Raw genomic sequence first — 14,211 nt, 5'->3', positions numbered from 1 at the left:
CGACGGCGCCGCCGGCCTGCTGGTGCTCGCCGCCGAAGCGGCCACCGAGGAGGGCGCGTTGGCGCAGGCCGAGGCGCTGGCCGACCGGGCCGGGGCGCGCACCGACAGCGTCTTCGCGCACGCCCTGCTGGACCAGGTCAGGGCCGTCGCCCACTTCTGGCGCGGCGCCTACCCGGCCGCGTACCGGCTGCTGCTGGACGCCGCCGCCACCGACATCGAGCCCGCGCACGCCGCGCGGATGCTGCTCCAGGCCTTTCACGCCGCCTGGTACGTCGGCGAGGAGCCGGTGGCCGTCGTGCTCGACCGGCTGGCCGCCCTCCCGCTCGGCCCGGAGGAGCCGCTCGCCCCGCTGGCCCGGCACCTGCCGGCCGCCGTGCTGCCCGCGCTGGGGCGGTCGGTTGATCCGGTGCCGGACGTGCGCGTCACGGTGGAGGCGGCGCGCAAGGCGGGGGCGGAGAGCCCCGTCGACCTGGTGCAGCTGTGCGGTGCGGCGCTCGTCCTCGGGCGGGACCACGAGACGCTGGAGCTGGCCGCCGAGCTGATCGCGGAGGCGCGGGCGAAGGGGACGGTGGGGGTGCTGCCCACGCTCCAGTTCTTCCGTGCCGAGGCCGAGTTGTTCCATGGGCGGCACCGCGACGCCGAGGTCACGGCGGCGGAGGGGTATGCGCTGGCGCGGGACACCGGGCAGCACCAGTGGACCAGCCAACTCGCCGCCCTGCTGGCTTGCTTGGCGGCGCTCGGCGGTTCGGACGAGCGGTGCGCGGAGCTGGCGGCGGAGGCGCTCGCCTCCGGTTCCCCCGCCCCTGCGGCCGGCGAGCCGTGGGCGCGGTGGGCGCTCGCGCTGCTGGACCTGGGGCGGGGACGGGTGGCGGTCGCCGCCGACCGGCTGCACGCGCTCACCACGGGGCCGTACCGGCACCACGTGGGCGCGACCCGGGCGGTGCCGGACCTGGTCGAGGCGGCCGTCCGGCTGGGCGAGCCGGAGCGGGCTGCGGAGGCGTATGAGCGCTTCGCCCGCTGGGTCGGTGCGGCCGGGACGCCGTGGGCGGAGGCGCTGCTGCTGCGCTGCCAGGCGCTGTTGGGGCCGGACGAGTTGGCGGAGGCCGCGTACCGGGCGGCGCTGGAGCTGCACGAGGGCACGCACCGCTCGTTCGAACAGGCGCGGACGGCCCTGCTGTACGGCGAGTGGCTGCGGCGGGAACGGCGGCGGACGGACGCCAGGCCGCACCTGGGCGCGGCGCTGGAGGTCTTCGAGCGGCTGGGTGCGACACCTTGGGCGGACCGGGCCCGCGCCGAACTGACCGCTACTGGCAGCGCTGCCCCGGCGCAGGCGACGGTAGGGGCGCTCACGGCGCTCACGCCGCAGGAGTTGCAGATTGCCCGGCTGGCGGCGCAGGGGCTCACCAACCGGGACATCGCGGCGCAGTTGTTCCTGAGCCCGCGGACGGTCGGGCACCACCTGTACAAGGCGTACCCGAAGCTGGGGATCGCCTCGCGGACGGAGCTGGTGGCGCTGTTCTGAGGGGGTGGGTTTCCTATTCGGCGGGGGTTCCGCGGAGGAGGAAGGGGAGGTGGATGCCGCGGGTGAGGGCGGTGAGGGCGTGGGTGGTGCGGCGGTGCTGTTCGGGGTCCATGGCGTCGGGGAGTTGGTGGGGGTGGAGCCAGTGGACGGCGGTGATGGTGGCGGGGGGTCGGTGGCGGGCGACGGTGGTTTCCTGGGCGGGGGTGAGGTGGCCGCCCCAGTAGACGAAGTTGACGCCTTCGGGGAGGTGGTGGGCGGAGACGTAGTCGGTGGCGAGGATGTGGCGCAGGGGGAGGACGAGGCCGGTTTCGGTTTCGGTGTGGCGGCGGGCGGCGAGGTGGGGGAGTTCGTTGGCCTCGGCGCTGCCACCGGGGAGCATGAGGCCGGACTTGTAGGCGGTTCCGATCAGGAGGATCGCGCCGTCGCGGTTGAGGATGAGGGTCTGGTGGCCGAGGCGTCGGCGGGGCGGGTTGGTGAGGATGGCGGGGAGGTTGTGCAGCATGCGGGGGTGCTCCTGTTCGGCGAGAGCCAGGTGAAACAGGCGGGCAGTCCGGCACAGACACCGGCGGAGAGAATCAGCCCGAAGATGAGCAGTCGCGGCCCGAGCGGCCCGTTGCGGATGGGCCAGCAGACGGCCGTGGCGGTGAGGGTGGAGAGGGCGGGGACGCCGAGGACGGCGCCGAGCAGCTTCACGCCACGTCGGCGGCGCGGGGCCTGCTGGGGTGCTGGACGGTGATGAAGCGGGGCGCGGGGAGGGCCTGGATCGCTTCGGGCGCGGTGGTCCACTCGCAGCCGCCGGCGAGGGGCCGGAGGTAGACCAGCTTCGCGAGAGTGTCCATGTAGACGGCCTCGACGGGCTTTCCGGTGAAGTCGCGGTGCGCGAGGTCCCGGACGACCTCGCCGACGGTGGGGGTGTAAATGGGCATGGGGGCTCCATTGGTTGCGCAGGGTTCCCGATCTCCTACGGGGTGTAGCCATGGCGGACTTTGGAGCCCTAGGATCGGAAGGCATCCCCACTTGACAGATATCCCCGTGGGATTCAGGGATCGAAGAGGTCTGATCATGCGTGAGACGGAACTGGACCCGGCGACATCTCCCCTTGCCGCCTTCGGTGTTCAACTTCGCAGGTCACGAAAGGCGGCGGGGCTCAGTCAGGTCGAGTTGGGGCGGATCACCAACCTGAGTGACAGCCAGATCTCCAACCTCGAAAGAGGTACACGGACTCCCACACTCGACTGGGTCCGAGTGGCCGACCAGGTGTTGGATACCGGTGGAACCCTGGAACTCATGTACTGGAGCCTCAGTGGCCCTTCCTTGTTGGAAGGATTCCCGGAGTATGTGGCACATGAGGCGAAGGCCGTCGAGCTCCGCCAGTTCGAACTCGGTGTCATCCCAGGGCTGTTCCAGACCAGGGCCTACGCGGAGACGATGGCGGCAGCGGATGTGCGGCGAGGAGTCATCACGGAAGAGGCCGCGGACGGGAGGGTCGCCTACCTTCTCACCCGCCAACAGCGGCTCAACGGTCCTGCGTCGCCATTTGTCCACACCGTTCTGGATGAAAGCTGTCTTCGGCGCATTGTTGGGGGATCGCGGGTCATGCGCGAACAACTCGAACGCTTGGAGGAGTTGGCCGACCGCCCCCGGACTATCATTCAGGTGGCGCCGTTCTCGATGGGTGAACGCCGGTCCCTCGCGTTGCCGGTCGTTCTGCTGACCATGGCAGACCGCAGCATGCTGGGGTACACCGAATCCCAAGAGCGCGGCTTCCTCACCAGGGAATCACAGACAGTCACCCTGTGGGCCAGAGACTACGATCGGCTGCAGGTGGGATCCAGCTCGGATGTGGCATCCCTCGAAATGATCCGCGCAGCCCGGAAGGACCTCCGATCATGAGCCGCACCGCCCCCGTAGACCTGACCGGCGCCGCCTGGCTGAAGTCCAGCTACAGCCAGAACGGTGGGAATTGCATCGAGGTCGCCCCTGGTTTCCCGGCCGTCGTCCCCGTCCGCGACTCCAAGGACTCCGCCGGCCCCGCGCTCGTCTTCCCCGCCGACGCCTGGCGCTCCTTCGTCACCGCCGTCCAGGCCGGAGAGTTCGGCACCATCTGAGGCGGACTCACCGATGGGCCTCGACCCGCCGGTCGAGGCCCATCGCCGACTACCTACTTCCCTGGACGGCCGAGCTGGTGGACGCGCCAACCTGCGGTGCGCCAGGGCGCCGGGTCGAGGGTGGTACGGCAGTCGACCAGCACCGGGTAGTCGGGCAGCTTCACCAAGACGGTGGGGTCGGCCAGTCGGTACTCGGGCCATTCGGTTGCCAGGACCACCAGTTCGGCGCCGGTTAGCGCGGCGGGGAGGTCTGTGGTGGAGTCGAGTTCGGGGTTGCGGACCATGGCGTTGGCCACGGCCTGGGGGTCGTGCACGGTGACGACGGCGCCGGCGCGGTGCAGGGCCAGGGCAAGGGCCAAGGCGGGGGACTCGCGAACGTCACTGGTGTTGGGCTTGAACGCGGCGCCCAGCACGGTGACGCGGGTGCCCCGGAGCGGCCGGTCCCCGAGGGCGTCGGTGATGAGGTCCATGGCGACGCCGGTGCGGGACTCGTTGATCTTCTCGGCGGCGAGCAGGAGATCCGCCGCGGCGGGGGCGCCGAGCAGTCGGGCGGAGGCGGTGAACGCCCTGACGTCCTTGGGTAGGCAGCCGCCGCCGTAGCCGATTCCCGGCTGCATGCCGCCCGTGCCAATCCGCGGGTCGATGCCCAGGATCTCCACGATCTTCGCGACATCGCCGCCGGCCTTCTCGCACATGTCCGCGACGCCGTTGATGTAGCTGATCTTGAGGCCGAGGAAGGTGTTCGCCGCGCCCTTCGCCAGCTCCGCCGTCGCGGGGTCGCAGACGAACAGCGGGACTCCGGTGTCCAGGATTGCGGCGTACACCGCGCGGATCGCCTTCTCGCCCTCCGCGCTGGTGACCCCGGCGATGATGCGGTCCGGGCGCAGGGTGTCCTCCACCGCGTGGCCCTCACGAAGGAACTCCGGGTTCCAGACGACCTCGACGCCGGTACCGGCGGGGGCCAGGCGCTGGGCGAGGGCGGTGACTTCGGTGGTGGTGCCGACGGTGACCGTGGACTTGCCCACGATCGTGCAGGCCGTGGTGAGGTGCGGGGCGAGCTGGCGGATCGCGCCGAAGACCTGACCGTTGTCGTAGGAGCGCCCGTCGGCGTCGATCGGGGTACCGACGCCGATGAAGTGCAGTTCGGCGAAGCCGGCCGCTTCGGCGATGTCAGTGGTGAAACGCAGGCGCCCGCCGGCGATGTGCGTGGCGAGGAGTTCGGGCAAGCCGGGTTCGAAGATGGGGCACTCGCCGTTGTTGAGCCGCTCCACCTTGTCGCGATCGACGTCCACGCCGATGACCTCGTGCCCGAGGTCGGCCATCGCCGCCGCGTGCGGGATGCCGAGGTGGCCGCAGCCGATCACGGAGACGCGCATGGAGGGTCCTTGTCTGGGCGCAGGGGCGCACCGTTACTCGGTGTGCCCCTGACGCTACCGGTTGCCGGAGGGCCGGTCGGCTGGATTCGATGGTCCGCCACTCGCCGCAGGAGCGACGCCGCCAAAGCCCGCCCGGGACCTGCGGACGGTCAGCACCTGACGCTCAGGAGTTCGGCCAGCCGGTGCAGGGCCGGGATCGCCTCGGAACGCACGACGACGTCACCCTCCCCCGCGCCCTCGATCAGGTACTCCTTGTGGGAGCCGTGTTCGGTGACGCCCTCGGTGTCCACGAAGAAGACCTTCAATCCGATCGCACGGGCGCGCTTCTGGACGTCGCGTCGGTCGGCATGCAGACCGATCACCAGCAACGCCTTGGCCTGCGGCGGGTAGTGCATGTCGGGCGTCCGCTGGTCGTACCGACGCATGAGGGCCTCCGGCAACCCGGCCCGGGCGAAGAGCCGGTCGAAGTTGTGCGTCGCCACCGGCCCGATCGCGTACCCGGCGTCGTGCAGGGCCTTCAGGACCCGGTGCGCCGCGGTCGGCCGGGCCTGTAGCAGATGCCGGAACATGCCGACCATGTCGTCGACCTTGCGCTCGGTGTCGGTCAGTACCTCCTGCACCAGGATGTCCTCGGCCGGGGTCATCGTGAAGGCGTAGCCCTGGGTGAGGTCGTTTCCCCGGCGGGCGGTGACCCGGTAGACCTCGTGGAGGAAGTGCAGCGGGGGTACGCCGGCCTCAATGCTGGTGCCGCACCCGGCCTCCACCACGAACGGCAGGTGCTCCAGCAGGCCGGACAGATCCTCGGCGTACTCGGGGGTGCCGCGCTCCTCCTTGATGCGCATCCCACCGGCCAGCACGTCCCACGGGACGTTCCGCGACGCCCGGGGAAGGTGGTAGTCCACCGACTGGATCACCATGTCGATCGAGCGGAATCCGGTCGGGGTGTCGCGGTCGGCCCGGTCGTCCTGGGGGTGGACGTCATACTCGGTGAGCGTGGCGTACAGGTCACCGCGGCGCCAGGTGGCGCCTTCGCCGGTGGGCTTCCAGCGGCCCTCGAAGAGCCATTTCTTCAGGTCCGCGCAGTGCGCCGCGACCTCGTCGGCCGGAGCCAGCCACGAGACGTACAGGTACAACTCCTCCGCCACCAGGCGATCGGTGGGGCGGCTGCGGTCGATGCCGTAGTGGAGGCGGTAGTGGACGACGCGGCGCCGGCCGTTGTCGTCCTCGGTCCAGCCGGATTGCTCGGCGTTGCGCGGGTCCTGGGTCCGCCGCCAGATGCCCTCTTCGATGCCCGGGTCCCGGTTGCCGGGCTCTGGCGCGAAGTGCTCGCGCCACATGGCGGACTGGTCGTCGGTCAGAGAGTCGATGACGACGTGGGGTAGAAGCACGGTGCCTCCTTGGTCATGGCCCGGCGGTGCTGGGCGTGGAACCAGGGAACCCGGGTTCGGGGTGCGGATGCGATGTCAGAGGGCGGTGAAATCCCGATGAAGGACCGGTCTGTCACGGTAATTTCCACCCTGCTGGCACTGTAGCCGAGCGCGCACGGTTCGCTACCCTCTGAACGTGAGTGGTGGCGGTGGTGCGGGTCCCCCGGGGGCGGGTATGGGAAAGCCGAACAATGTGTTCCGGTGGGTCCGCGAGGTCGAATGGGACATGTCGCGCCGCGAGGCCGCAGAGTTCCTTGTGAGTGAGTCGATCAAGGGGGGCGAACTGGTCTACCTGGTCGCCCGCACGATCGCGACGTGGGAGGACGGCACGACCGCCTGGCCGCGGGCCAAGTACCGCCGGCTCCTGGAACGGGTGACCGGCCGGGACGCCACGGAACTGGGCTTCACGCCCCCACCGTCCCGGTGTGGAACAACCGTGCCCGTGGCGGCGGATCCGACGAGAGGCGGTGATGAGGACATGCGCCGACGCAGCGTGCTCCTCGGAGTCGGGACCGTGGTGCTGACCGCCGCCGTCCCGCAATGCGCGGGCGGTGGCGACTACCTGGACACGGGACCGGCGCTGGGCCGCGACCACGTTCAGGCACTCCGGGAGGCCGAACTGGCGCTGTACGCGCAGGACCGCGACCACGGCTCAGCCGACCTCGCCGAGCAGGCAGCGACCGCGTTGGACACCGCTCGCGCCTGGTTGGCGCACGGCCGCTACAGCGCGGACGTCGGCCGCCAACTGCACACCGCCACCGGAATGCTGTCGGTCGTGGCTGGCTGGATCGCGCTCGACGCCGGTCGCACCAAGGACGCCCGCTCCCTGTACACGGAGGCGCTGGCCAGTGCTCGCCATGCCGACGACCCAGGGCTGGAGGCGCACGCGTTCGCGTGCCTGTCCCTGCTCGCCCACACCACCGGCCGCCCCCGCGAAGCCGTCGGGACCGCCCAGGTGGCGCAGCGCGCGGCCGCCGACCTCGGCTCACCGCGCTGGCTGGCCCTCCTGGCGATGCGTGAGGCGCGCGGCTGGGCGCTGCAGGGCGATCGCGTGCTGACCGAGCAGGCGTTGGTCCGGGCGTACGACTTGTATGCCAAGGGGCCACGGGAGACCGACCCGGACTGGCTGGGGTTCTTCGTCCCGGCCGAGCTGGCAGGACTGGAGTCACTGTGCCGCGCGGATCTCGGCCAGTACGACCGCGCGTGTGCGGGCGCGGAGCAGGCCGTGATGCTTTTCGCCGGGGGCAATGCCCGCAACGCGGCTCTCTACACCGCCGACCTGGCGCTTCATCAGGCCAGCCGGGAGCGGCCCGATCTCGACGCGGCCGTCGAGGCTGGCCACCGGACCCTCGCCTACCTCCAGAATGTCCACTCCGAGCGGCTCGCCCTCGCCCTGCAGAGCGTCGCCGAGTCGCTGGAGGTCTACCGGGCGGTGCCCGAGGTGGCCGAGTACCTCGACACCTACCGGACCGCCGTCCCAGCCGTCTGAAGTACGCCAATGATCTCCTCCCCGCCACAGGTGTCCCTGCACCGTCACGGTGTCGATGACATAGCGGTTCTGCTCGACACCCTCGCCGACATCTGGACCGACGCCCACACCGGCCACGATGATGTCGCTCAGGCCGGCTTCACCTCGGAGGCTCTGCGCCGCCAGATCACCGGGCACACCCGGCACGAGGAGTTCGTCCTGATCGTCGCCTCGCTCGCCGATCAGACCGTCGGCTTCGGCTACGGCTTCCACTGCACCCCCACCTACTGGTTCGGCGAACAGCTCCTCCCGGCCATCGAACCCAAGGCCCGCAACACTCGGTCCCTCGCAGGCATCTGCGAACTCGCCGTCCGCTCCGGTTGGCAGGGCTACGGAATCGGAACGCGGATCCATGACAGCCTGCTGGCGGCATTGCGCACCGAATGGGCGTCCCTGCTCGCCATGCCCGGCGACAGGGGCGCCCAGCGGCTCTACCGGCGCCTTGGTTACCGGTACGCCGGGCCGTACAACGCGGGCCCCGACGGCCCGGTCCTCGACCTGCTTCTGCTCCGGACCCGGCACTGACCGCCGCTGTCACCAGCCACATTCCCGTACCGCGTTGCCAGGGCGCCGCCGGTCGACGGGCCGGCGGCGCCCCTGTCGAGTGATCAGGCTCGCCGTTCGTCCTCACGGGCGGCGAGGTGTTGCCTGCACTGCTCCAGCAGTTCGCGCATGGATCCGCCGATCAGGAGGAAGAGTTCGGCGGACGAGGCGAAACGGGCGCCCGCGGGCGTCTCCTCGCCCAGGACGTCGGCGCCCTGGCGGGCCATGCCGGCCAGGGTCTCGTTCATCTCGGCGGCGCCGAGAATGGACCGCAGCCAGACCTCGTCGTCGGTGACGTAGCGCTCGCGGCGTTCGCCGGGCAGGCGTTCCCTCCTGATCAGCCCCTGCTGCTCCAGGAATCCGACCGCGTGTGACACGGACGCGGCGCTCACGCGCAGCCGCTGGACCAGGTCGGCGGCGGTGAGGGAGCCGGCGTCGGTGGTGAAGACGGCGGCCAGCACCCTCGCCTCCATCCTGGGGAGTCCGGACCGGGCGATCAGTTCGGTGAAGGCCTCCGTGAAGTCCCGCACCGCCCGCGGATCCCGCCCGTACCCGCTCTCGGTCACCGCCGGCACCTCCGGCTGGGCCTTCTTCGCCCGCCGTGCCCGCGTCTGCGTGGCCTCCGCCGCCCGCTCCGCCGCGTAGCCGTCCGGGCCGCCGTTGCGGGTGACCTCGCGCATGACCGTCGAGGCCGGCCGCCCGAGCCGCCGCCCGAGTTCCGCGTACCCCAGTCCTTCGGCCAGGCCTTCGGCGATGCGCTGACGGTCTTCGCTGGTGAGCCTGCCTCCGGGCATCGGTCTTCGTCCTCCGTCTGTCGACACGTGATCCGAAGTATGCATTCACTCGGATCTCATTGCAAAGACGGCAGGGTCCTTCATTGCATTCAGCTCCACAATCATTGCAATGAATGCTCAAAGAACCTTGTCATCGCGCTGCTTTGCTCGTTGACGAATATCTAAACGCAATGTAGCTTCATCATCGTTCAGAGGTTCTCGAACAGCAATGAGTGGGGAGACTCATGATGGACAGGAACAGCCTGCGCAAGGTCCGCGCCGTCCTCGAACGGCACGTCGAATCCGGCGACATCCCCGGCGTCGTCGCCCTCGTCGGCCACCGCGACGAGACCCACGTCGAGGCCGTCGGCACCATGAGCCACGACGGCGGCGCGCCGATGACGCGCGACACGATCTTCCGGATGGCCTCGACCTCCAAGCCGGTCACCATGGCCGCCGCCGCGATCCTGCTCGACGAGTGCCGCATCCGGCTGGACGACCTCGTCGAGACCTGGCTGCCCGAACTCGCCGACCGCCGGGTGCTGAAGCGGATCGACAGCCCGCTCGACGACACCGTCCCGGCCCGGCGGCCGATCACCGTGCGGGACGTGCTGACGTCCACCTTCGGCATCGGCATGGACATCGCGGCCCTCGGCACCCCGATCGCGACCGCGATCATCGAGAACGGCCTCACGCCCGACCTCCCGCAGCCGATGCCCGAGCCCGACGAGTGGATCCGCCGCCTCGGCGCGCTCCCGCTGATGAACCACCCCGGCGAGCGCTGGCAGTACCAGATCGCCAGCGACGTCCTCGGCGTGCTCGTCGCCCGGGTCACCGGCCAGCCGTTCGAGACCTTCCTCCGCGAGCGCGTCTTCGGCCCGCTGGGCATGAAGGACACCGGCTTCCACGTGCCCGCCGACGCCATCGACCGGCTGCCGCCCCTCTACGCCCCCGACCCGCGGACCGGGGAGTTCCACGTCTGGGACGAGCCGGCGGACGGCCGTTGGAGCAGGCCCCCGGCGTTCCCGGGCGGCGGCGGTGGGCTGGTCTCCACCGTCGACGACTTCCACGCCTACTTCCGGATGCTGCTGAACGGCGGCGTGCACGGCGGCGAGCGCGTCCTCTCCCGCCCCGTCGTCCAGCTGATGACCACCAACCGCCTCACCCCCGAGCAGACCGCCGCCCGCGAGGCCCTCGCCCGCGACCTCGTCCACCTCTCGCACGGCCAGGGGCAGCACGGGGGTTGGGGCCTCGGCATGGCGGTGCGCACCTACCGCGGCGACTACGCGCCGATCGGCCAGTTCGGCTGGGACGGCGGCAGCGGCACCTCGGCCTACGCCGACCCGGTGAACGGGGTCACCGGCATCCTGCTCACCCAGGTCGGGATGACCGTCCCGAACGCGGCCCGGCTGATCCACGACTTCTGGACCACCGTCTACCAGGCCGTCGACGCCTGACCGCCGACCGGCGTCCGCGACCCACAACACCCAGGCAACCGAAGGAACACACCACCATGTCGCTCACCCTGACCGATCAGGACAAGACCACCCTGCGCACCGCCGCCTACGGCGCCGTCGCGCTGCTGGCGGCCGCCGACGCCACCGGCTCGCCGCACCGGATCGCCACCCACGGCTCCGTCGCCCTGGCCTCCGGCACCGGCCCGGTCGGCCACGCGCTCGCCGGGAACACCAAGGTGCCGGGCCTCGACGGCAGGACCGTCGCCGACCACGTCCTGCCGGCCCTGACCGCCGCCGCGACCCTGCTCCACGCCCAGGACCCGGCCGAGGCCGAGAACTTCCGCGCCGTCGTCAACGTCGCCCTCGCCACCGCCGCCCAGGCCCGCAAGGGCGAGCCCACCCCCGCCATGGCCGAGATCACCCGCAAGATCAACGACGCCCTCACCGCCGCCGCCTGACCGGTGGCACGGTCCACCCCGGCTCCAGCGGCAGCAGGTGACCGGACAGCACGCGCACGTCGTCCTCGGGCGCCGCGCGCTCGCGCAGGGCCGGCAACCGCTCCGCGGCGTACCGCCGGTGGGCGTCGGCGCCGGACCACAGGGTGGTGACCAGGTAGCGCTCCGGGGCACCTCGCACTCGATCCACTTGCCCCACATGCGCGGCCGGCCTCCTGGCGATCCGGTATCCGGTACCGGACCATGATCGGCGGCGTCCACGGCCGGACGTCAACCAGCGGCGGGTACGAGCGCGGAGCAGGAAGTCGGCCGGTCCGACTTCCTGCTCCGTGACAGGACCGGGGCGATCAGCGGGTGCCCAGGGCGGACTGGATCTCGCCCAGGGAGCGGTTCTTGGTCTCGGGGACACGGCGGGCGACGAACAGGACCGCGCCCAGCGAGACCGCCGCGAAGAACCAGAAGACCCACCGCTCGCCCACCGCGTCGGCCGTCGGGAGGAAGGCCTGGCCGACGACGAAGTTGGCGGCCCAGTTGACCAGGGCGCACAGGCCGGTGCCACGGGCCCGGGACTCGGGCGGGAAGATCTCGGCGGCGAGGATCCAGAAGACCGGGCCCAGGCCGATGGCGAAGGAGCCGACGTAGGAGGTCATGGCGACCAGGGCGACGGCGTTGCCGACCGGGCCGGGGTGCGCGGGGCCGAGGACGACGCCGAGGGCGGTCAGCGAGACGGCCATGCCCGCCAGGGACCAGAGCAGCAACGGGCGCCGGCCGACGCGGTCGATCAGCGGGACGGCGGCGATGGTGAGCAGCACGTTCACCGTGCCGATCGCGACCGAGTAGCCGATGGAGCTGGTGGCGGGCAGGCCGGCGCGGGCCATGATGCTCGGCGCGTAGTAGATGATCGAGTTGATCCCGCCGAACTGCTGCACCGCCGCCAGCGTCACTCCGATCAGCAGGGCGGCGCGGGCGCCGGGGGTGGTCAGCAGCGCGCGCGGCCGTCCGGTGCGGGGGCGGGAGGTCCGGCCGTCGAGCCACGCCGGGGTCTCCGGGATGAAGAACGTGCCGATCAGCATCGCCACCGAGGGGATCAGCCCGACGGCGAACATCGCGCGCCAGTCGCCGCCGCCCGCGAAGGCCAGGTTGACCAGGTAGGAGACCAGGATGCCCACCGTCAGCAGGATCTGGTTCACCGTGATCATCCGCCCCCGCAGTCGCGGCGGGGCGATCTCGGCGAGGTAGAGCGGCACGATCGTCGAGGCGCTGCCGACCGCCAGGCCGAGGACGGCCCGGGCGGCCAGCAGCGTCCAGAAGTCGGGTGCCGCGGCGGCCAGCGCCAGCCCGACGGTGAAGGTGGCCGAGACGCCGATCAGCGCCGTGCGGCGGCCGAAGCGGTCGGCCGGGCGGGCGCCGGCCAGGGCGCCGACGGCGGCGCCGAGCAGCAGGGCCGAGATCACCGCGCCCTCCTGGAAGGAGTTCAGCGCCAGCTGGTCCTTGAGGAAGAGCAGGGCGCCGGAGATGACGCCGGTGTCGAAGCCGAACAGCAGCCCGCCGAGCGCGACCACGCCGGTGGCGAGGGCCATCCGCGGCACCGGGGGCGAGGGGGGCGCGTCCGACGGGGACCGGGCGAGGTCCAGGTGGAGCTGCGGTGCCATGAGCGGGCTCCTGAGAGGGGGTCAGTGGTGGGCGTGGGCGGCGTCGAGGGAACTCAGGACGGACTCGTGGTGGATGTCGAACCAGCGCAGGTAGGCGATCAGCCGCTCGGTGAACGCCTGCGCGTCCTGGTCCTCGCGGGTGCTGCGCAGGGTCCGGATCTCGGGGGTGCCGTCGAGGGTCTCCAGGGTGGGCGCGCACAGTTCGACGCAGGCGCCCGGGGCGGCGAGCGCGTCCAGGTAGCGGGCGGTCTGGTGGCCGGGCACGCCGTGGTAGAGCTGGGTCCAGACGAGCCGCTGCGGGCGGGCGCCGGCCGCGGCGAGGGCGCGCCAGCGGGTGGAGGCGTCGGTGCAGTGCGCGTCGGCGTGGACGCCGCGGGCGAGCCGGGTGGTGGCGGTGCCGGCCATGCCGCGCAGGGCCTTGGCCTCGTGGCTGCCGGCCCGGTCGAGCAGGGCGTCGATCTCGACGTCGATGGCGCCGACGCCGAAGGCCGCGACGGAGGTGAGGCCGGCCAGGTCGAGGCCGCGCCAGCGGGCGAGTTCGAGCCCGTCGAGGTGGGCGCGGACGGCCTGCCGGTAGCGGGCGACGGAGTGCAGCGGGCCGATCCGGACGCCGATGCCCTCGCCGAGCAGGGAGGTGAGGGCGGCGAGGCCGGGGTCGGAGGCGGGGAGGGCGGGCAGCAGGTTGGGGCGGTGGACGGCGGCGGTGAGCCGGCGGGCGGCGTGCACCTGGTCGCAGGCGTTGCGGCTGCGGGCGGCGATCGGGACGGACACCAGTCCGTCGCGGCCGTCGCCGCGTTCGTGGAGCGGGGACAACAGGTCGCAGAGCCAGCGGAGTTCGTCCTCGGGGGCGGGTCCGGTGAGGGCGATGGAGGTGATCCTCCCGGCCTCGACGAGGTCCCAGACCCGGTCGCGGCCGGCCTGGCCGGACGGGGTGTGCTGGTACCAGACGGCGAGGGCGGAGGCCGGGCGCGCGGTGCGCGCGGCGGCCGGGCGGGAGGTGCGCGCCGACGGACGCGAGGCGCGTACCGGCGGGTGCTCAAGGGTGCCGATCATGCTCGTAGGGTCCTTTCACGGTCGAGGGGGAGATCGAGGGGAAGGGAGTGCGGAGCAGCGGGTGGCACGGGGTGCGGGGCGGGCCGCAGGCGGGAGGAGGCCGCCACGGCGAGCAGCGCGGCCAGGCAGATCGCGGCGCCGAGCGGCACGACCGTGCCGACGCCGTGCGCGCCGACCGTCCAGCCGCCCAGAGCGGCGCCGGCGGCGATCCCGGCGTTGGCCGCCGAGACGCCCAGGGTGGCGGCGAAGTCCCCGCCGGGGCCCGCGAGTTCGACGATCCTGGACTGCAGGGCCGGGACCAGTCCGAAGCCGACCAG

Annotated in this window: 15 protein-coding genes and 1 pseudogene; 7 read left to right on the top strand and 9 right to left on the bottom strand. The window is 71.9% G+C overall.

Annotated features, from left to right (window positions below):
* Positions 1-1,522, top strand: a 1,522-nt coding sequence (locus tag ABD308_RS21090; RefSeq protein ID WP_344337507.1) for a LuxR C-terminal-related transcriptional regulator, incomplete at its 5' end; no start/stop codon positions are given.
* A gap of 13 nt (positions 1,523-1,535) precedes the next feature.
* Here ABD308_RS21090 and ABD308_RS21085 read toward each other — a convergent pair.
* Positions 1,536-2,024: an NUDIX domain-containing protein gene (locus ABD308_RS21085; RefSeq protein WP_344337506.1), complete on the bottom strand. Its 489-nt coding sequence runs from the start codon at positions 2,022-2,024 to the stop codon at positions 1,536-1,538.
* A 187-nt stretch (positions 2,025-2,211) separates the two neighbouring features.
* Positions 2,212-2,448, bottom strand: coding sequence for a hypothetical protein (locus tag ABD308_RS21080; RefSeq protein ID WP_344337504.1), 237 nt, complete (start codon positions 2,446-2,448; stop codon positions 2,212-2,214).
* 136 nt (positions 2,449-2,584) lie between these two features.
* On the opposite strand from ABD308_RS21080, the gene ABD308_RS21075 reads away from it, so the two are divergent.
* Together ABD308_RS21075 and ABD308_RS21070 are read left to right on the top strand one after the other, a co-directional pair.
* The gene (locus ABD308_RS21075; protein ID WP_344337502.1) at positions 2,585-3,415 is read left to right on the top strand and encodes a helix-turn-helix domain-containing protein; all 831 of its coding nucleotides are present in this window, start codon (positions 2,585-2,587) and stop codon (positions 3,413-3,415) included.
* Complete coding sequence (locus tag ABD308_RS21070) at positions 3,412-3,630, top strand: DUF397 domain-containing protein (protein WP_344337500.1); 219 nt, start codon at positions 3,412-3,414, stop codon at positions 3,628-3,630. Before ABD308_RS21075 ends, ABD308_RS21070 begins: the two co-directional genes overlap by 4 nt.
* Before the next feature lie 53 nt (positions 3,631-3,683).
* On the opposite strand, the gene ABD308_RS21065 is transcribed toward ABD308_RS21070, so the two are convergent.
* Both ABD308_RS21065 and ABD308_RS21060 read right to left on the bottom strand, forming a co-directional pair.
* A complete protein-coding gene (locus ABD308_RS21065; RefSeq protein WP_344337498.1) occupies positions 3,684-5,006 on the bottom strand; it encodes a UDP-glucose dehydrogenase family protein in 1,323 nt (440 codons plus the stop codon).
* A 149-nt stretch (positions 5,007-5,155) separates the two neighbouring features.
* A complete protein-coding gene (locus ABD308_RS21060) occupies positions 5,156-6,394 on the bottom strand; it encodes an SIR2 family protein (protein WP_344337496.1) in 1,239 nt (412 codons plus the stop codon).
* 214 nt (positions 6,395-6,608) lie between these two features.
* Between ABD308_RS21060 and ABD308_RS21055 the strand changes: the two genes are divergently transcribed.
* Positions 6,609-7,922 (top strand): NsdA family TPR-like regulatory protein, encoded by a 1,314-nt coding sequence (locus ABD308_RS21055; protein WP_344337495.1) that lies wholly within the window; start codon positions 6,609-6,611, stop codon positions 7,920-7,922.
* 9 nt (positions 7,923-7,931) lie between these two features.
* Positions 7,932-8,486, top strand: a complete 555-nt coding sequence (locus ABD308_RS21050; protein ID WP_344337493.1) for a GNAT family N-acetyltransferase — start codon at positions 7,932-7,934, stop codon at positions 8,484-8,486.
* 83 nt (positions 8,487-8,569) lie between these two features.
* Here the strand turns inward: ABD308_RS21050 and ABD308_RS21045 are convergent, their stop codons facing one another.
* Positions 8,570-9,298 (bottom strand): GbsR/MarR family transcriptional regulator, encoded by a 729-nt coding sequence (locus ABD308_RS21045; protein ID WP_344337492.1) that lies wholly within the window; start codon positions 9,296-9,298, stop codon positions 8,570-8,572.
* Between the two features lie 227 nt (positions 9,299-9,525).
* Here ABD308_RS21045 and ABD308_RS21040 point away from each other — a divergent pair, with 227 nt between their 5' ends.
* Positions 9,526-10,734, top strand: a complete 1,209-nt coding sequence (locus tag ABD308_RS21040; protein ID WP_344337490.1) for a serine hydrolase domain-containing protein — start codon at positions 9,526-9,528, stop codon at positions 10,732-10,734.
* Positions 10,735-10,790: 56 nt separating this feature from the next.
* Positions 10,791-11,192 (top strand): hypothetical protein, encoded by a 402-nt coding sequence (locus ABD308_RS21035; protein ID WP_344337488.1) that lies wholly within the window; start codon positions 10,791-10,793, stop codon positions 11,190-11,192.
* On the opposite strand, the gene ABD308_RS21030 is transcribed toward ABD308_RS21035, so the two are convergent.
* From ABD308_RS21030 to ABD308_RS21015, 4 genes and pseudogenes are all read right to left on the bottom strand, one after another.
* Positions 11,176-11,370: a hypothetical protein gene (locus ABD308_RS21030; RefSeq protein WP_344337487.1), complete on the bottom strand. Its 195-nt coding sequence runs from the start codon at positions 11,368-11,370 to the stop codon at positions 11,176-11,178. The genes ABD308_RS21035 and ABD308_RS21030 overlap by 17 nt on opposite strands.
* Positions 11,371-11,536: 166 nt before the next feature.
* Entirely contained in the window at positions 11,537-12,841 is a 1,305-nt protein-coding gene (locus ABD308_RS21025; protein WP_344337486.1) for an MFS transporter, read from the bottom strand.
* A 21-nt stretch (positions 12,842-12,862) separates the two neighbouring features.
* Positions 12,863-13,894 (bottom strand): transaldolase family protein, encoded by a 1,032-nt coding sequence (locus tag ABD308_RS21020; protein ID WP_344337484.1) that lies wholly within the window; start codon positions 13,892-13,894, stop codon positions 12,863-12,865.
* Positions 13,891-14,211: pseudogene (locus ABD308_RS21015) on the bottom strand (hypothetical protein); the annotation flags it as partial. The pseudogene ABD308_RS21015 and the gene ABD308_RS21020, both read right to left, overlap by 4 nt.

The sequence above is a fragment of the Kitasatospora putterlickiae genome, from assembly GCF_039527695.1.
Lineage (GTDB): Bacteria > Actinomycetota > Actinomycetes > Streptomycetales > Streptomycetaceae > Kitasatospora > Kitasatospora putterlickiae.
This window is presented reverse-complemented; position numbering and strand designations above follow the sequence as displayed.